Here is a 17565-nt window from a genome sequence, read left to right as displayed (position 1 = left end):
TGCAATAGTGTCAGCTCATGTAAAGCTCCTTTGGACCACCTGCGTCTAAAGGTAAAACTCCTGTGCGGCGGGCACTTTCCCCTGTCTGGATAACGTTATTTTTGTTACAGTTATCGCCCTTTTATTACCCTTTGCGACAGGGCTTTAAAAAGTCGCTGATTTAACAATCAATTCTGGAAGGATCCGGAAACTCCTGCTCAGGCTGCTTATCTAAAATGTATAACCAACGCCAGTCTGCGCCTAAGCCCCTCACGGGCACGTTTAACAATGATGTTCAGGAATGATTGATGGATATTTTGCAAGCATTGCTGCATGCCTTATGGCAGCAGGATTACGAAATGCTCTCCGACCCGACGTTGGTTTGGGCCATTTATGGCGTGTTGTTCATGATTCTGTTTCTGGAAAATGGACTGCTGCCCGCCGCCTTTCTACCGGGCGATAGTTTACTGATTCTGGTCGGCGTTTTGATTGCTAAAGGCACCATGGGTTTCCCGCTAACGCTGCTGATTCTGACCACCGGCGCCAGCCTCGGCTGCTGGGTGAGCTACATTCAGGGTCGCTGGCTCGGTAATACGCCTACCGTGCAAAAATGGCTTGCGCACTTGCCCGCGCAATATCATCAACGCGCCCACCGATTGTTCCATCGCCATGGCTTGTCTGCACTGCTGGTGGGTCGCTTTATTGCCTTCGTTCGCACCTTGCTCCCTACCATCGCCGGGCTTTCTGGCCTGAGTAATGCACGCTTCCAGTTCTTCAACTGGGTAAGTGGCTTCCTGTGGGTGCTGATCCTTACCGTGCTGGGCTTCGCGCTGGGTAAAACACCGATTTTCCGTCGTTACGAAGATGAGCTGATGTTGTGCCTGATGCTGCTGCCGCTGGTGCTGCTGGTGATTGGCCTGGTCGGTTCTTTAGTGGTGATTTGGCGTAAACGTCAGTCAGCGCGTAGCGGGAATTCACAGTCATGATCACATTCCGTGGATTCCCAAGGCATTTCCTGCCTTGGGCGCTGGGTGGCGCGTTGGCGCTGCTGGCGATCTGTTTCGTTCCGACCTTGATGCAGCATGAAACCGTGGTGCAGATCCGCGTCGCCAACAGCGGCACCAATCTGCCCGATGGTTTTTATCTTTATCAGCAACTTTCTGCGCAGGGCGTGCGTATCAAAAGTATTACGCCCTCCGGCGATGCGCTGGTGATTCATTTTGAGAATGAAGAACAGAGCCTGGCGGCGCAAAAAGTGTTGAAGCGCCTGTTGCCACAAGGCTTTGTCGTCGCCGCTGGCCCGCAGGCTTCGCAGCAATATCCTGACGCCAGTCGCCCAATTTTTAGCTAAATTTCACCGCCTGACGTTAAGCCAGGCGGTGAGCTAATCCTCGCTATCCCCGCGTCTTCTTTGAATTTTTTCGTCTGCTGTCTATCCTTAGAGATAGCGTAAGCCTAAGACATGCTGGGAAGCTTCTCCTGTCTGCTCTCGGGCAGGTCATCAACAATGGAAGGTCACAACCTGATGAAACATCAATTACTGCTAGGTGCTATTCTTTTTTCACTCTCGGGTTCGCTGCTGGCGGCTGAATCGCTCTGCCAACAGAAAGAGCAGGATATTCAACGCGAGATCGATATGGCAAAACAGCACGACAACCAGCGCCGCGTTACCGGGCTGGAGCGCGCGTTGACCGAAGTCCGCGCAGGCTGCACCGATGAGAAGCTGAAATCTGCACATAGCGAACGCATCGCTGAGCAGAAGCACAAAATCGCCGAACGTGAGCGTGAGCTGAAAGAAGAGCGTCAGGATGGCGACAAGGACAAAATTGAGAAGCGCGAACGTAAGCTGCTCGATGCGCAGCACGAACTGAAAAAGCTTGAAGCTGAACCTTATTAATCGGACTTAACTCAATGCTGTAAAAGGAGATTTCCATGGCTAAAGAAACAACATCTGAACATCTGCGCGCTGAATTGAAAAATCTGGCTGATACCCTGGAAGAAGTGCTGAGCAGCTCAGCAGATAAATCCAAAGGTGAGCTGGATAAACTGCGTCATAAAGCGCGCGGCGCTATTGAAAGCTCCCGTGAACGTCTCGGCGATTCCGGCGAACGTATTGCACAAACCACGCGTGAAGCAGCGGAAAAAGCGGACGAATACGTGCGCGACAATCCGTGGCACGGCGTGGGTATCGGTGCAGCGGTAGGTATTCTCATCGGCATTTTAATCTCACGGCGTTAATGATGAGTGATAGTCAGCAAAGCCACGGCCCCGGCAAAGGGGTCTTTAACATCGGTCAACGGGTCGTTACCACGCTGGTTAGCATGGTCGAGACGCGCGTCAGACTGGCAATTGTGGAACTGGAGGAGGAAAAGGCCAACCTGATTCAGATGCTGATGATGGTGGGCCTTACTATGCTGTTTACCGCTTTCGGTCTCATGAGCCTGATGGTGTTGATCATCTGGGCGGTGGACGCACAATATCGCTTGATGGCGATTGCCATCACTACGGCGGTGCTATTTGCTCTGGCGCTCATCTTCGGTTTGTGGACGTTATACAAATCGCGTCAGTCAACGTTGTTGCGCCATACGCGTAAAGAGCTGGATACCGATCGCAAACTGCTGGAGGAGCATCGCTCATGAGCCGCCGCGAACGTGAAGCACGCATTCACGAACTGCTCAATCAGGTGCAGCAGCAGCGGCTTGACCTCAGCGCCGACAGCCGCGACTGGCTGACCAGCACCGCGCAGTACGATCGCGGCTGGTTAACCATCATTGGCATGCGTCGTTATCTGGCGATTGGCAGCAGTGCATTGGCCATTTGGTCGATTCGCAGCCCCAATCGTCTGCTGCGCTGGGCCAAGCGCGGTTTCGGCGTCTGGAGCACCTGGCGCATGATCAAATCGACTTTAAATACCCGCTAGCTTCTCTCTTTAAAACCGGATCGAATTGATTCGGTTTTACTCTCCTCAAATTTACTGAACAACATTGACAGTTTATCTCGCTTACAACTCTTTCAACCTGCGATTATCATCTCCCTCCATCAGCCCAGTGAACTGAAACAACCGGTTCAAGGGGATTCAAAACCCGCAGGCCAACAACCTGCAACAAAAACCTTGTTGGAGTAGATGATGAAAAAATTCGAAGACTCAGGCCTGCTGGTAGCACGCGTACTAATGACCACTCTGTTTATCACCGCAGGCTGGGGCAAAATCACCGGTTACGCCGGTACCGCACAATACATGCAGGCGATGGGCGTCCCAGGCTTCCTGCTGCCGCTGGTTATTCTGCTGGAGTTCGGTGGCGGCCTGGCGATTCTGTTCGGTTTCCTGACGCGCTTTACCGCCCTGTTCACCGCTGGCTTTACTCTGCTGACCGCGTTCCTGTTCCACAGCAACTTCGCGGAAGGTGTTAACCAGCTGATGTTCATGAAAAACCTCTCCATCGCCGGTGGCTTCCTGGTGTTGGGTCTGGTAGGTCCAGGCGCTTACAGCATTGACCGACTGATTCGTCAGCGCGTTCAGCCAGCGACCGCACGCTAAGCAGCACAAGCGTTAGAGAACACATATACTGAATTGCAGGGGCGGGGATTTTCCTCGCCCCTTTTTATTATGGAGGGCTTATGGGACAGCTGATTGACGGTGTCTGGCATGATACCTGGTACGATACGAAGTCAACCGGTGGCCGCTTCAAGCGCACAGAAGCCGTCTGGCGTAACTGGGTTACCGCCGATGGCAGCGCCGGTCCAACCGGCAAAGCGGGCTTCGCCGCTGAGCGTGGTCGCTATCATCTTTACGTCTCGCTTGCCTGTCCGTGGGCGCATCGCACGCTGTTAATGCTTAAACTCAAGGGATTGGAGGAGATGATTTCAGTTTCGGTGGTGCATCCGCTGATGCTGGAGAACGGCTGGACCTTTGACGCCAGCTTCCCTGACGCCACCGGCGATGCGTTGTATCAAAAAGAGTTTCTCTATCAAATCTATCTGCACGCCGATGCGCACTATTCCGGCCGTGTGACCGTGCCAGTGCTGTGGGATAAAACCCAGCAAACCATCGTTAGTAATGAATCCGCCGATATCATGCGCATGCTCAACAGCGCTTTTGATGCGCAAGGTGCCCGCGCGGGTGACTATTATCCGACGGAGCTGCGCGACAAAATTGATGAAGTGAACAGCTGGGTTTACGACACTGTTAACAATGGCGTGTATAAAAGCGGTTTTGCCACTTCGCAGGCGGCGTACGATGAATCGGTAACGGCGCTGTTCCATTCGTTAGCGCGTCTCGAACAGATTCTTGGCCAACACCGCTATCTCACTGGCAACCAACTTACCGAAGCCGATTTGCGCTTGTGGACCACACTGGTGCGCTTCGACCCGGTCTACGTAACCCACTTTAAGTGCGATCGTCACCGCATCAGTGATTACCGTAATCTGAGCGGCTTCCTGCGCGACATCTATCAGATGCCAGGCATCGCTGACACGGTTAATTTGCCGCACATTCGCCATCACTACTACTGCAGCCACAAAACCATCAACCCAAGCGGCGTGATCTCGCTGGGTCCAGCCTTTGACTGGGATGAGCCACACGGCCGGGGTTGATGTTCTTACCCTCTCCCAACGTGGAGAGGGAACTTTAGGCAAACTTAATCAGCACCATACCGATCAACAACAATCCCACGCCCAGCCAGCCAACCCGACTCAGACGCTGGCCAAACAGAATCCAGCCTGCCGCCACGGTGGCGACCAATCCCAGCCCGCCCCATAACGCGTAGGCGACCGTCAAATCGATGCCTTTCACCGCCTGCGCCAGCGCACTGAACGCCGCCAGCACCGCCACCAGCGATAACACGCCAAACAGTGGACGGCGGAAACCGTTGGAGTATTTCAGGAAGATATTGGCGACGATCTCCAGGCCAATGGCCAGCGCCAGCCATGCGATATGTATCCAGTTAAACGTTGCCATGGCGCAGCTCCTTGCGGCTCAGCGTGCCGGATTTGATCAGGACAATGCCGAGGATCAGCGTCAGCAGGCCGGCTACTTTGATGGCGGATAAGGCTTCATCGAACAACAGCACGCTAAACAGCGTAATAAACAGAATGCCAATGCCTTCCCACATGGCATACGCCACGCCAAGGGCAATACGTTTAATGGCGAAGGATAAACAAATATAAGAAAGTGCGATCATCACCAGCATAAAAATATAACCGGCGTTGCCACCGTTTACGCTGGCCCATTTCATTGAGACGGTGCCAATAATTTCCGCGGCGATCGCCAGCGCTAATAAAATCCAATACAGCATGATTTCTCTCCTGAACGAGAAATAAACGCCACCCACGCGAAAATAGGCGTGTTAGCAAAGTTAAATTAAAAAGTCAGAATAGGAGAGAACGGAACTAAAGCGCGAAGCGCCAGTGCTGATCGCAGATTGAGCAGTTTGATTCAGAGAGAGAGGAGGAGAGTGAAGCCTTATTTGACGCAAACATTTTGTCCATAAAATTACAACTTATCCACGTTGTTGCTTCTCGTCAGTGTGGATTAAATTTGTCCTCAGTAGTTAAACACGCGCTTATTCTGGCATAGCGGCAGTAATGTTTTCAGGGATTTTCATTTCTTTACGTGGAGGCGTTTAATTAATGTTATTAGACTGATGCCCTCACCCTAGCCCTCTCCCACAGGAGAGGGAACTGTTTATTGCGGTTTGAAAGATCGCTCGATCGGTCTCTTCTCCAGCCTGCGGGAGAAGGTTAGGCTGAGGACCAGCACGCACAAGCCCCAGAAAACACAAAACCCGCCGAAGCGGGTTTTGTGTTTAAAAAAGTCGAAACTGACCGATAAGCCGGGTTCTGTCGTGGACAGTCATTCATCTAGGCCAGCAATCGCTCACTGGCTCAAGCAGCCTACCCGGGTTCAGTACGGGCCGTACCTTGTGAACCCCTATTTGGCCTTGCTCCGGGTGGAGTTTACCGTGCCACGAACTGTTGCCAGCCGCGCGGTGCGCTCTTACCGCACCCTTTCACCCTTACCTGATCCCATTACTGGGCCATCGGCGGTTTGCTCTCTGTTGCACTGGTCGTAGGCTTGCGCCCCCCAGGCGTTACCTGGCACCCTGCCCTATGGAGCCCGGACTTTCCTCCCCTTTGCCCGTCTCCCCCCGAAAGAGGACGACGACAAAGCGGCGACTGTCTGGTCAGCTTCGGCGCGGGATAATAGGCGATTTGCCAGCGTTTGTCACGCCTCTTGCTGCTCCAGCGCGTACTTATAAAGCGCGTTCTTCTTCACCCCATGAATTTCCGCCGTCAGCGCAGCGGCTTTCTTCAGTGGCAGCTCTTTTTGCAGCAGCGCCAGCGTGCGCAACGCCTCCGCTGGCAGCGCTTCTTCATCCGCTTTATGGCCTTCAACAATCAGCACCATCTCGCCTTTACGACGATTTTCATCTTCCTGCACCCACGCCAGCAACTCGCCGACCGGTGCGCCCTGAATAGATTCCCACGTTTTGGTGATCTCACGCGCCAGCACCACGTAGCGCTCGCCGCCCCACACGCTGACCATATCCCGCAGGCTATCGATCAGGCGATGGGTCGATTCGTAGAAAATCAGCGTACGCGGCTCTTCACCCAGCGCGCGCAGCACATCGCAACGTCCTTTGCTTTTGGCCGGTAGAAACCCTTCGTAACAGAAACGATCGGACGGTAACCCCGCCGCGCTTAATGCTGTAATCGCCGCGCAGGCACCTGGCAACGGCACCACGCGCACACCAGCCTCACGGCAGCGACGTACTAAATGGTAGCCGGGATCGTTGATTAACGGCGTGCCGGCATCGGAGACCAGCGCGATGCTCTGGCCCTCTTGCAGCTTAGCTAACAGCACCTCAGCTTTCTGCTGTTCGTTGTGGTCGTGAAGTGCGAAGAGTCGCGCATTGATGGCGAAATGTTGTAGCAACAGCCCGGTATGACGTGTATCTTCCGCTGCGACTAGATCGACGCTTGAGAGCACCGTCAACGCTCGTTGAGTGATATCACCCAGGTTACCGATCGGGGTAGGAACGATATAGAGCGTGCTGGCAGAAATCTCTGCCCGATCGAGTTGTTTCATTGTTTCATCCGAATTGCCGATTTAATATTGAGCATCTTGAAAAAAACATCACTGGATACAGTATGCTTCCTTCAAAAGTCGTACGTCATAAAGCAGGACGCTTAGTACCTGTTCTTCTCGCTGGGCTGATTTTAGCCGCCTGTAGTGGTCAGGGACCGCAACAAACCTCTAACGTCAATATTCAGGGTCCTGCGACTGGCCGGTCTGACTATTATCTGCAGCAGGTGCAGCAAAGCAGCGATGATAGCAAGACCGACTGGCAATTACTTGCCATCCGTGCCCTGTTGAAGGAAGGAAAGTATCCGCAGGCGGCGAATCAGCTCAATCAATTGCCGCAGCAGTTAAGCGATGTGCAACAGCAAGAACTGCTGCTGCTGCGCGCGCAGATGCAGATTGGGCAGCAGGATTACACCGGTGCGCAACAGCTGCTGGGCCAGGTGAAAAGCGGCGGCCTGTCGCAGGACCAGCAGGTGCGTTACTACGCGCTGCAAATCGCGGCGGCACAGAATCGTCCTTCACTCTCGCTGCTGCGTGCCTATATTGCGCAGGAGCCGCTGCTGAAAGGTGCCGATCACCAAAGCAATATCGATGCAACCTGGCAAGCGCTGACGCAGATGACCCAGGATCAGATCAACAGCCTGGTGATCAATGCTGATGAAAATACCCTGCAGGGCTGGCTCGATCTGCTGAATACCTGGCGCGCAAACAGCCAGGACCCACAAATGTTGAAAGCGGCGATTCAGGACTGGCAGACGCGTTATCCGCAGAACCCAGGCGCGAAGACACTGCCAACCCAGCTCAGCCAGGTGCAGAACTTCACCAAAGCGTCGACCAATACCATCGCCTTGCTGCTGCCGCTTAACGGCCAGGCGCAGGTGTTTGCCAATGCGATTCAGAAAGGCTTCACCGATGCGCGCAATGGCGTGCTCAATGCACCGGCACCGCAAGCCGCTCCTGAGGCTAATACAGCCGATGCCAGCGCACAGCCGGCAGCGGACGCCAATAGCGTGGTCAGCCCCGCCGTTGCAGGTAACACACCGCCGCAAACCGAGCAGTCACAGCCAGCCGCACAACCCTCCGCCGCACAGGGCAACAGCAATGCGCAGGTGAAAGTGTATGACACCAGTAGCCAGCCGATTGCGCAGGTGATGCAGCAGGCGCAGCAAGATGGCGCCACGCTGGTGGTCGGCCCGCTTCTAAAAAATGACGTTGAAACCGTTGCCAATAGCAACACGCCGCTTAACGTGTTGGCCCTGAACGAGCCAGAACAGATCCAGAACCATCCGAATATTTGTTACTTTGCGCTTTCTCCTGAAGACGAAGCACGCGATGCCGCGCACCATATCTACGAGCAAGGCAAACGCCAGCCATTATTACTGGTGCCGCGCAGCAGTTATGGCGACCGTATCAGCAAAGCGTTCGCGCAAGAGTGGCAAACGCTGGGTGGCTCAACCGTACTGCAACAGCGTTTTGGCGGCGTCGGCGAACTCAAGCAAGGGATCAACAGCGGTGCGGGTATCGCGTTAAGCGGCACGCCGCTCAACGTTGAGCCTGCACAATCGCAGAGCGTGGCGATTGCTGGCCTGACGATTCCTGCACCGCAAACCAGCGCACCGGCGCCAACGGCCGATGCCAGCAGCGGTAGCGTGGATGCGGTGTACATCGTCGCCAGCCAGGATGAGCTGCAGCTGATCAAGCCGATGATTGCGATGCGCACCAGCAGCCGCAACAACACCGCACTCTACGCCAGCTCACGCAGTGCGCAGGCGGGTGCAGGCCCGGACTTCCGTCTGGAGATGGATGGCCTGCAGTTCAGCGATATTCCGCTGCTGTCCGGTAGCAATCCGGGCTTAATGCAGCAGGCGGCGAAGTCGTTCAACAACGATTATTCGCTGGTTCGCCTCTACGCGATGGGCATTGATGCCTGGACGCTGGCGAATAACTTTAACCAGATGCGTCAGGTGCCTGGCTTTGCCATTGATGGCAACACCGGCAAGCTGAACGCCGACACGGATTGCGTGATCAACAGGAAGTTGGCATGGAACCAGTATCGTCAGGGACAGATCGTTCCGGTGCAGTAAACCGCCAGCGCATTGGCGCTGAGCAGGAACAACTGGCGCGTCGCTATCTGGAGCGCGCCGGGCTGCAGTGGTTTGCCAGCAATGTACGCTGTCGCAGCGGGGAAATTGACCTGATTATGCGCGACGCCGATTGCTGGGTATTTGTTGAAGTGCGCTATCGACGCGATGCGCGCTACGGCGGTGCCGCCGCCAGCGTAACGCGCCAGAAACAACAAAAGCTGCTGCGTGCCGCCGCGCTCTGGTTGCTGGCGCGTGGCGGCAGTTTTGATACGGTGAATTGCCGTTTTGACATCATTGCCATTACCGGGCGTGAGCTGGAGTGGCTGCCCGATGCCTTTAATGCCGATGGATAGAACCAGGTGGTCTTGTGCAGGACAGAATTAAAGCGTGTTTTACCGAAAGTATTCAGACCCAAATCGCCGCAGCCGAAGCGCTGCCCGATGCGATTTCCCGCGCCGCGATGACGCTGGTGCAGTCGCTGCTGAACGGTAACAAAATCCTTAGCTGCGGTAACGGTGCGTCGTCGGCGAATGCCCAGCATTTTGCCGCCAGCATGATTAACCGTTTCGAGACAGAGCGCCCTAGCCTGCCTGCGCTGGCGCTAAGCGCTGATAATGTGATGCTGACGGCGATTGGTAACGATCGTCTGCACGATGAAATCTACGCCAAGCAGGTTCGAGCGCTTGGTCAGGCTGGTGATGTGCTGCTGGCCATTTCCACCCGTGGCAACACCCGCGATATCGTCAAAGCGGTTGAAGCTGCGGTTACCCGCGATATGACCATCGTTGCGTTAACCGGCCACGACGGCGGTGAGCTGGCGGGCCTGCTCGGTCCGCATGATGTGGAAATTCGCATTCCATCACATCGCAGTGCGCGCATTCAGGAAATGCATATGCTGACGCTGAACTGCCTGTGCGATTTGATTGATAACACTTTATTCCCACACCAGGAATGACTGAAGGAGCTCAAATGAAAGCATTGAACGCTGTCGCCATTCTCTTAACCGCCATGTTGCTGCAAGGTTGTGTTGCCGTGGTTGCCGGCGGCGCTGCCGTCGCCACCAAAACCGCCACTGACCCGCGCACCGTGGGCACGCAGGTCGATGACGGTACGCTGGAGCTGCGCGTCTCGAACGCACTGGCAAAAGATGAACAGATCAAAAACCAGGCGCGCGTGGTTGTCACCGCTTATCAGGGCAAAGTACTGCTAACCGGCCAGTCGCCAACCCCGGATCTGGCAAGCCGTGCCAAACAGATCGCCATGGGCGTTGATGGGGCCACCGAGGTGTATAACGAAATCCGTAATGGACAGAAAGTCAGCCTCGGCACCTCGTCATCGGATACCTGGATCACCACCAAAATCCGCTCGCAGTTGCTGGGCAGCGATCAGGTGAAATCCTCCAACGTGAAAGTGACCACCGAAAACGGTGAAGTGTTCCTGTTGGGACTGGTTACTGCAGAAGAAGCGAAGGCGGCGGCCGATGTTGCCAGCCGGGTGAGCGGCGTGAAGCACGTGACTACGGCCTTCACCATTCTCAAATAAGCGTTACAGCAAAGCATCAGGGCGACTTCGGTCGCCCTTTTTTGTGCGTGAGGGTTAGGCGGGAAGGTCAATCACCAGCGCGCGCAGCGGCGTTCTGGCCTGCAGGCTAATCTGGTTCTCATCGCTGAGAAACGCGCCGTCGCCGCAGCCTAGCGGCTGCTGGTTGGCGCTGCTGGCCTGCACATCCAGCGAACCATGGATCGATTGCAGATAAGCGCGCGGTCCGTGCAATTTCACCGTGTGCTGCTCACCCGGCGCTAGCGTCACCTGATGCACCCAAACCTGCTGGCGCAGCTGCAGGCTGCCCTGCGCGCCATCGGGCGAGGCGATCAGTACGCTGGTTTGTTGCGGCAGGTCGAGCTTCTGCAACAGCGGGTTTTCACGTTCCGGACAGGCCGCCAGCCACAGTTGCATGCGGGTTAACGGGCGATCTTTGCTGATGTTAATTTCACTGTAATTCACGCCCTGACGCGCAGAGAGCAGCATCGCCTCGCCTTCACGCGCCACCAGATGATTGCCTTCGCTGTCGCGATACTCGGCTTCACCCTGCAACACCAGATTCAGCACATCGACCTGCGGATAACTGCGCGGCTGGAATGCGGCGCCCGGTGCCAGAATTTCCTGGTTGAGTACGCGCAGCGACGCGTAGCCCATTAATTTTGGATCGAAATAGTGGCCAAATGAGAAGCTGTAGCGCGCCTGCAACCAACCGAAATCGGCCTGGCCACATGCGGACGCGCAGCGGGTTGTCATCATGATAATCCTCCGACGCGCTGCGGTGAGAACCGACCGCAGGCTTGATAGGATTATGGTAAAAGTCTGGACGCCGGATTGTAAGCCAGTTAATCTGCCTGGCATGTTCAAATTTACTGACAGAGAATCGGCATGGCAAAAGACCGCGCGTTAACCCTTGAAGCTTTACGTGTGATGGATGCTATTGACCGTCGTGGCAGCTTTGCCGCTGCGGCCGATGAACTGGGTCGCGTCCCTTCCGCGCTGAGTTACACCATGCAGAAGCTGGAAGAAGAGCTGGATGTGGTGCTGTTTGACCGTTCCGGCCACCGCACCAAGTTCACCAACGTGGGCCGCATGCTGCTGGAACGGGGCCGCGTGCTGCTGGAAGCCGCCGACAAGCTCACCACCGATGCCGAAGCGCTGGCACGCGGTTGGGAAACGCATCTCACCATTGTTGCCGAGGCGCTGGTGCCTTCCGAGCGTTTATTCCCGCTGGTTGAGAAGCTGTCAGAAAAAGCCAATACGCAAATTTCTCTCATCACGGAAGTATTAGCCGGTGCCTGGGAAAGGCTGGAACAGGGCCGCGCCGATATCGTGATTGCCCCGGATATGCACTTCCGCGCCTCAACCGAAATCAACACCCGCAAGCTGTACAGCACGATGAGCGTCTACGTTGCCAGCCCGGATCATCCAATTCATCAGGAAGCTGAGCCGCTGTCAGAAGTGACGCGCGTGAAGTATCGCGGCATCGCGGTGGCGGACACCGCGCGCGAGCGCCCAGTGCTGACGGTGCAGTTGCTGGATAAGCAGCAGCGTCTGACGGTAAGCAGCATGGATGATAAACGCCGCGCGCTGCTGGCCGGTTTGGGTGTGGCGACCATGCCGTATCCGATGGTGGAGCAGGATATCGCCGAAGGTCGTTTACGCGTGGTGAGCGCCGAGTATACGCGCGAAGTGGACATTATTATGGCGTGGCGCCGCGACAGCATGGGCGAAGCCAAAGCCTGGTGTTTGCGTGAGATTCCGAGGTTACTGGCGAAACGCGGGTAGATTGTGCACGCAGTCCCCCTCCTCGGTCCTCCCCCATAAATGGGGGAGGAAGATGCTGCCACATGTTAGTGATGAAGCTGCATGGGGAGGAAGATGCTGCCACATGTTAGTGATGAAGCTGCATCTCCTTCCCCCGCTTGCGGGGGAAGGCCGGGATGGGGGACAGCACGCACAACCCTTACATCCGACTCAAACAATCGATCGCCACCGCTTTGAAACTGACAAAATCCGCGCAATCACGCAGCCGCGTCATCGCCCTTTCGCGCAGGAAGGTGACGAACAGATCGTAAATCGCCATCGCCTCTTCGTATTCACTCTTGCTGATCGCCAGCAGGAAAATCACCGATGCTGTCTCCTCGCCCCAGCTTACGCCATGGGGCGCAAGCACCGTGTAGACCACGGTTTTCTGCGCCAGCAGTCCGAGTGAATGCGGCAGCGCGATGCCTTCGCCGAGCAGGGTGCTGACAATCGCTTCGCGCTCCTCAACCGACGGATAGAAATCCGCATCGACAAAACCTTCGCTCTCCAACTGATCGCATAGCAGGCGAAACAACTCTGACTGCGCCATCGGCTTATCCAGCACCATAAAGTGCTGCGCGTCGAAGTACTTCTCCAGCATGTACGGGCGCGTGCGATCCACTAGCACCAGCTTGCCGAGCTGCTCCAGCTGGAACTCGGTTGGGAATGGCGACATCACCGCAATGGGCTTGTTCTTCTCGCTGAGCCGCGCGGTGGAGATCACGAAGTCTTCATCGATATGCTCGCGCAGTTCATAGTCGCGCTGTGACAGCCGCGCCGTCACCACCAATTGCGGGTATTTGCGCAGCAGCAGCGCCTCAATCATGCGCAGCGTGGAGTTGCCGCTGTCGCACACCAGCAGCACCTGTGGATGGCGCTGATAGCCGACGTCGTAATGCCTCTCCAGCCCAACACCAATGTGCAGCACCAGAAAACCGATCTCGTTCTCACTGATAGTGTAAGGGGTGTATTTACCCCAGCTGGTCACCGCCGCCAGCGTCACATCGTAGGCCATTGGATAGTGCTGTTTGATGTTGCTCAACAGCGGATTGGGGATATGGATTTGGTAGCGCACCCGCGTGATCATGGTTTTGATATGGGTGAGCAGATCGGCGCGCAGCTGCTCATCATGCTGCAGCCGATAGTTGTAATGGGTGTTGATGTAATTTAGCAGGTAATCGACCAGCGCATCGGCGTCGTCAGCGTTAATGGTGCTCGGTGCCAGCGCCTGAATCTGGCGGGCGGCGATGTTGACCCGCAGCCAGTTCTCTTCCGCCTGTGAAATCGGTTTGCCGACCAGCGGACGCATCAGGTTAATCAGATCGTGCGCCGCCTCGCGCACTTCCTCGCCCACATCTTCCGCACCCGGATCGTTGAGCGGGAAACCTTCGCTGATGCGTCGTACCGCCACCGCGCAGTAGATTTGCAGATAGCGGTCGCCTTCATCGCTGAGGCGAATGGCGTGCTGGGCGAAGCACTGTTGCAGCAAAGGTTGGAGCTGCGCCAGAATGCCGCTGTGCAGCGCTTCCACCGTCAGCAGCGGGCTGTCCGGCGTCTCCTGATCGATCTGCCACAGCAGGTCGGTTAAGCAGGTGCGGATCGCCGCCTCGCTGCCAAACAGCTTCATGCCGTAATGCGGTTTGGTTTCGATATTAAGGTGATAGCGGCCCAACCATTCGCGCACTTCTGCCATATCGCTTTGCAGCGTGGCGCGGCTGACAAACCACTCTTCGGACAGATCTTCCAGCTTGATCGAATACGCCGCAGTCAGAAAGCGCGTCAGCAGATAGCGCACGCGCTCCTGCGAGGTACGCGGCACGCGCAGTGGCGTCGCGCTCTCTTGCTGTAAGCGGCCAAAGCGCGCCGCATCGTCAATTTTGAGTTGATATCCCGCGCCGCGCGCCAGCACAAACTGCGCGCCATGCTGTTCCAGCAGCGCGTTCAGCGCGGTGATATCGGTGCGCACCGTGCGCGTTGAAACGGAAAAGCGACGTGCCAGCTCATCCTGCGGCAGCGTTTCATTTTGCAGCGCAGCGAAAAGCTGAGTCAGACGCTGATTGGGAAATCTCACGGAGCCTCACCTGTTACTCATTTGTTACAGCAGTTTCTTGCACGTTGCCAGAAGCTGACGCACATCGTCAATGCGCGTGTCGCCGCTTGCGCTATCGATAATCGAACTGTAAACGTGCGGGATCACTTTGCTGACGCCCGCATCGAGCGCAATACGCACAATCTCTTCGAAGTTGTTGAGATCGATGCCGCCGGTGGGTTCCAGCCAGAAGTCGTGACGCGCGCAGGCTTCCGCCACCGCGCGATACTCATTCACCGCTTTCAGGCCGCCCATCGGGAAGTATTTCACCGAGCTGCCGCCCATGTCCTGCAACATGGCGATGGCGCTGTCGATCGGTACAATCGCGTCGGCGTTCTTCGAGCTGCGCGGTCCGGTGGAGATTTTCACCAGGCCCGGCGTGCCGGTCGGTGAAATCAAACCGTTTACCACGGTTTGATTCTGGCCGAGCAGCGCACGGCTGGTCGCCACGCCGGTGAAGACCTGATTGACGTGCTGCGGTTGCAGCACCGCCGAGATCTCACTCACCATCGCTGACTGGTTGGGATCGCCCGCGCCCAAACCCACGGATAACGCATTGTCGATCAGCGCCGCATACTCGCGCATATCGGCAATGGCTTCTTCGTTGCTGGCGTAGTTTTTTGACAGCACGCCCACCAGCACATGACCTTCAGCCGCCTGCCAGATCGCTTTTGCGTTCTGCTTCGAACCGGCCAGCACGTTAAGGCACAGGCGATCCTGATAGAAATTCGGGTTCAGACTCATGCGCGTTTTCCTCCGCTGATCAACGCCTGAATAGCGCTAAAGATGATGTGCAGCTGATCGGCGCTAACGCTGCGCACATCGGCTTCGATAATGCCTTCGTTGGCTTTGTAGCCACGGAAATAGATGGCGATGTCGCCGGTTTTCAGCGCCTGCACCAGTTCGCCAGTCGGCCAGCCGGTGACCGCTTCATCAAACTTGATCTCAGCACGCGCAATATCGCGTCCGGCGGCATCCCACACCACGCGGGCGGTGACGCCGTTCAGCGTGTTGAGGTTGTCGATAAACGGCGTCATGTTGGCCACCATCTCGGCGCCGGTGGTTTTTGGCTGCACCAGATAGTTTTCAATCGCCTGCGTCAGCCCGAGAATGCCCTCTTTGCCGACTTTCATCGCGCGACCAATGCCATTGCTCTGGCGTTTCACCCACTCAACGTATGGCGTACGACCAATCACTAAGCCGCTGGTCGGCCCTTCAATCGCCTTAGCGCCGCTGTAAATCACCAGATCCGCGCCCATTTGGTAGTAGCACTGCAAATCTTCTTCCGCTGCCGCATCAACGATCAGTGGAATGCCGTGCTTGCGCGCCACTACCGCTGCCTGCTCCACGCTAAGATGGCTTTTCTGCACGCAGTGGTGCGATTTGATGTACATCAGCGCCGCCGTGGTCGGCGTGATTGCCGCCGCCAACTGCTCTGGCGAACATTCATTGCTGTAACCGGCTTCGATCAAACGCCCGCCGCCCAGCGCCACCATCGTGCCAACCGGCGCGCCGAAGTTCACGTTGTGCCCTTTTGGCACCACGATATCGTGCGGCACGCTGAGCGGTGCGGCGTGCAGGTTCTCCAGCAGCCAGTCGTTATCTTTAACAATCACCGCCGCCACGCTCTGCGCAATGCCCGCGGAGGCGCACGACACCACCACCGCGCCCTCCACATCCAGCAGTTTGGCGATGTAAGCGCCGGTCTTGTTGACCAGATCTTTCATCTCGAAATAGTGATTCAGACCGTAGCTGACGGTATCCACCACATCCGCAGACGGCGTGGAGACGCCGAGAATGGTCATGCGGCCCGAGGCGTTGATGACCTGTTTCAGGTCATATTTTTCATAGATCGAAGACATGATTCGCTTTCCCTTCATCAGTCAGATGCCAGTGACCGGCGATAACCACGGCCAGCGGCAGAATATGTTGTTCACCAAATACCCGTTCGCCTTCAGCATCAACGAACGGGCAGGCTTCCTCTTTGACGGTAAAAATGGTCAGGTCGGCGTCATAACCGGCGGTCAAGCGCCCTTTGCCCGCCAGACGCAGGCCAGCAGCGGCATTAACGGTGACGCACTCGACGATTTGCGGCAGCGTCATGCCAATTCTGAAGAATTTCGACATTACGTGCGCCAGGCTATGCACCGGGCCGTTGATGCGGTTACGACAGTAAATGTCGGAGCTGATGGTGTCGGGCAGAATGCCCTGCGCAATCGCCTGACGCGCCACCTCAAAACTGAAGCTGGCGCCGCCGTGGCCGATATCCAGCTTCACGCCGCGCGCGATGGCATTTTTCACCGCCGCTTTCAGTTCGCCCTGCGGTGACAAGATACGGTTCGGCTTGCCGTTAAAGCAGTGGGTAATGATGTCGCCGGAGGTCAGCAGATCGGCGATCTCTTCCAGCACTGGCGGATTGTTGCCAATGTGCACCATCAGCGGCAAGTTTCCGGCTGCCTGCTGAATCGCCTTGGCCCGCACCAGCGGCTGAATGCCGTTCTCGCCCACCACGCTGCTGCTCATGCGCGCTTTCAGGCCAACGATAAAGTCGGGACGGCGTTTCACCGCCTGCACCACCGCATCGCCATCAATCTGCGCCATATCGGCCAGCTCGTTTTGCGTCACAATGCCGGTGCGTGAAATGTTGATCAGCGCGCGTACTTCGGTGGTAGCCGAACGCGTGAGCTGATAAAAGTCGTCGATGTCGTCAGCGCCGGTGCTGCCGGCATCCACCACCGTGGTGACGCCTTGCGCCATGCCAATGGTGTCGGCGTCGTCGTGATAAATCGGGGATTGGGGATAACAGTGCACGTGGCTATCAATCCAGCCAGCGCTGATATAGTAACGTCCGGCAAGATCGCGCTCCTGCTGTGCCGGACCACTCACCTCGCCGACGGCGGCAATTTTGCCGTGCTGGATAGCAATATCCACCAGCTGTTCGTCGCACAGACGTGCGCGGCGCAGAATCAGATCAAACATGCTTA

At 56.4% G+C, this 17565-nt stretch carries 21 protein-coding genes and 1 other RNA gene; 13 read left to right on the top strand and 9 right to left on the bottom strand.

What is annotated here, in order from left to right:
- Window positions 1-287: 287 nt before the first annotated feature.
- From MWH02_RS20895 to MWH02_RS20860, 8 genes are all read left to right on the top strand, one after another.
- On the top strand, window positions 288-965 hold the full coding sequence (locus tag MWH02_RS20895) for a DedA family protein (RefSeq protein ID WP_271461357.1): 678 nt from the start codon (window positions 288-290) through the stop codon (window positions 963-965).
- Window positions 962-1330 carry an EnvZ/OmpR regulon moderator MzrA gene (gene mzrA / locus MWH02_RS20890; RefSeq protein WP_271461356.1) on the top strand — a complete coding sequence of 123 codons (369 nt, stop codon included), beginning with the start codon at window positions 962-964 and terminating at the stop codon, window positions 1328-1330. The genes MWH02_RS20895 and mzrA overlap by 4 nt, the downstream gene beginning before the upstream one ends.
- Before the next feature lie 174 nt (window positions 1331-1504).
- Window positions 1505-1876, top strand: coding sequence for a DUF1090 domain-containing protein (locus MWH02_RS20885; RefSeq protein ID WP_146001298.1), 372 nt, complete (start codon window positions 1505-1507; stop codon window positions 1874-1876).
- A 35-nt stretch (window positions 1877-1911) separates the two neighbouring features.
- On the top strand, window positions 1912-2217 hold the full coding sequence (locus MWH02_RS20880) for an ElaB/YgaM/YqjD family protein (protein WP_007890363.1): 306 nt from the start codon (window positions 1912-1914) through the stop codon (window positions 2215-2217).
- A 2-nt stretch (window positions 2218-2219) separates the two neighbouring features.
- A complete protein-coding gene (locus MWH02_RS20875) occupies window positions 2220-2618 on the top strand; it encodes a phage holin family protein (protein WP_192236531.1) in 399 nt (132 codons plus the stop codon).
- Window positions 2615-2899: a YqjK-like family protein gene (locus MWH02_RS20870; RefSeq protein WP_008103516.1), complete on the top strand. Its 285-nt coding sequence runs from the start codon at window positions 2615-2617 to the stop codon at window positions 2897-2899. The genes MWH02_RS20875 and MWH02_RS20870 overlap by 4 nt, the downstream gene beginning before the upstream one ends.
- Before the next feature lie 207 nt (window positions 2900-3106).
- Entirely contained in the window at window positions 3107-3517 is a 411-nt protein-coding gene (locus MWH02_RS20865; RefSeq protein WP_271461355.1) for a DoxX family protein, read from the top strand.
- An 80-nt stretch (window positions 3518-3597) separates the two neighbouring features.
- Complete coding sequence (locus tag MWH02_RS20860) at window positions 3598-4572, top strand: glutathione S-transferase family protein (protein WP_217549745.1); 975 nt, start codon at window positions 3598-3600, stop codon at window positions 4570-4572.
- 34 nt (window positions 4573-4606) lie between these two features.
- Here MWH02_RS20860 and mdtI read toward each other — a convergent pair whose 3' ends face one another.
- From mdtI to rsmI, 4 genes are all read right to left on the bottom strand, one after another.
- Window positions 4607-4936 (bottom strand): multidrug/spermidine efflux SMR transporter subunit MdtI, encoded by a 330-nt coding sequence (mdtI, locus tag MWH02_RS20855; RefSeq protein ID WP_176970535.1) that lies wholly within the window; start codon window positions 4934-4936, stop codon window positions 4607-4609.
- On the bottom strand, window positions 4923-5273 hold the full coding sequence (mdtJ, locus tag MWH02_RS20850; protein ID WP_101762902.1) for a multidrug/spermidine efflux SMR transporter subunit MdtJ: 351 nt from the start codon (window positions 5271-5273) through the stop codon (window positions 4923-4925). The genes mdtI and mdtJ overlap by 14 nt, the downstream gene beginning before the upstream one ends.
- A gap of 517 nt (window positions 5274-5790) precedes the next feature.
- Window positions 5791-6169, bottom strand: an RNA gene (gene rnpB / locus MWH02_RS20845) — RNase P RNA component class A.
- 33 nt (window positions 6170-6202) lie between these two features.
- Window positions 6203-7066, bottom strand: a complete 864-nt coding sequence (gene rsmI / locus MWH02_RS20840) for a 16S rRNA (cytidine(1402)-2'-O)-methyltransferase (protein WP_217549747.1) — start codon at window positions 7064-7066, stop codon at window positions 6203-6205.
- A 62-nt stretch (window positions 7067-7128) separates the two neighbouring features.
- On the opposite strand from rsmI, the gene MWH02_RS20835 reads away from it, so the two are divergent.
- The 4 genes from MWH02_RS20835 to dolP are packed head-to-tail and all read left to right on the top strand — an operon-like array spanning window position 7129 to window position 10689.
- Window positions 7129-9147 (top strand): penicillin-binding protein activator, encoded by a 2019-nt coding sequence (locus MWH02_RS20835; protein ID WP_271461354.1) that lies wholly within the window; start codon window positions 7129-7131, stop codon window positions 9145-9147.
- Window positions 9105-9500, top strand: coding sequence for a YraN family protein (locus MWH02_RS20830; protein ID WP_008103534.1), 396 nt, complete (start codon window positions 9105-9107; stop codon window positions 9498-9500). The genes MWH02_RS20835 and MWH02_RS20830 overlap by 43 nt, the downstream gene beginning before the upstream one ends.
- 14 nt (window positions 9501-9514) lie before the next feature.
- A complete protein-coding gene (diaA, locus tag MWH02_RS20825) occupies window positions 9515-10102 on the top strand; it encodes a DnaA initiator-associating protein DiaA (protein ID WP_007890352.1) in 588 nt (195 codons plus the stop codon).
- A 14-nt stretch (window positions 10103-10116) separates the two neighbouring features.
- On the top strand, window positions 10117-10689 hold the full coding sequence (gene dolP / locus MWH02_RS20820) for a division/outer membrane stress-associated lipid-binding lipoprotein (protein WP_101762899.1): 573 nt from the start codon (window positions 10117-10119) through the stop codon (window positions 10687-10689).
- A gap of 54 nt (window positions 10690-10743) precedes the next feature.
- Here dolP and MWH02_RS20815 read toward each other — a convergent pair whose 3' ends face one another.
- On the bottom strand, window positions 10744-11445 hold the full coding sequence (locus MWH02_RS20815) for a pirin family protein (RefSeq protein WP_271461353.1): 702 nt from the start codon (window positions 11443-11445) through the stop codon (window positions 10744-10746).
- A 129-nt stretch (window positions 11446-11574) separates the two neighbouring features.
- Here MWH02_RS20815 and MWH02_RS20810 point away from each other — a divergent pair, with 129 nt between their 5' ends.
- A complete protein-coding gene (locus tag MWH02_RS20810; RefSeq protein WP_101762897.1) occupies window positions 11575-12474 on the top strand; it encodes a LysR family transcriptional regulator in 900 nt (299 codons plus the stop codon).
- 178 nt (window positions 12475-12652) lie between these two features.
- Here MWH02_RS20810 and MWH02_RS20805 read toward each other — a convergent pair whose 3' ends face one another.
- Genes MWH02_RS20805 through MWH02_RS20790 form a run of 4 tightly spaced genes read right to left on the bottom strand, consistent with a single transcriptional unit; the run spans window position 12653 to window position 17560 of the window.
- Window positions 12653-14563, bottom strand: a complete 1911-nt coding sequence (locus MWH02_RS20805; protein ID WP_271461352.1) for a BglG family transcription antiterminator — start codon at window positions 14561-14563, stop codon at window positions 12653-12655.
- A gap of 24 nt (window positions 14564-14587) precedes the next feature.
- Window positions 14588-15325, bottom strand: a complete 738-nt coding sequence (gene dagF, locus MWH02_RS20800) for a 2-dehydro-3-deoxy-phosphogluconate aldolase (RefSeq protein ID WP_101762895.1) — start codon at window positions 15323-15325, stop codon at window positions 14588-14590.
- On the bottom strand, window positions 15322-16443 hold the full coding sequence (locus MWH02_RS20795) for a DgaE family pyridoxal phosphate-dependent ammonia lyase (protein WP_271461351.1): 1122 nt from the start codon (window positions 16441-16443) through the stop codon (window positions 15322-15324). The genes dagF and MWH02_RS20795 overlap by 4 nt, the downstream gene beginning before the upstream one ends.
- On the bottom strand, window positions 16427-17560 hold the full coding sequence (locus MWH02_RS20790; RefSeq protein ID WP_271461350.1) for an amidohydrolase/deacetylase family metallohydrolase: 1134 nt from the start codon (window positions 17558-17560) through the stop codon (window positions 16427-16429). The genes MWH02_RS20795 and MWH02_RS20790 overlap by 17 nt, the downstream gene beginning before the upstream one ends.
- Between the last annotated feature and the right edge of the window lie 5 nt (window positions 17561-17565).

The organism is Pantoea leporis (genome assembly GCF_028048155.1).
Taxonomy (GTDB): Bacteria; Pseudomonadota; Gammaproteobacteria; order Enterobacterales; family Enterobacteriaceae; genus Pantoea; species Pantoea leporis.
Note: the sequence above shows the minus strand (reverse complement) of the source record. Positions and strands in the feature narration are given on the sequence as shown.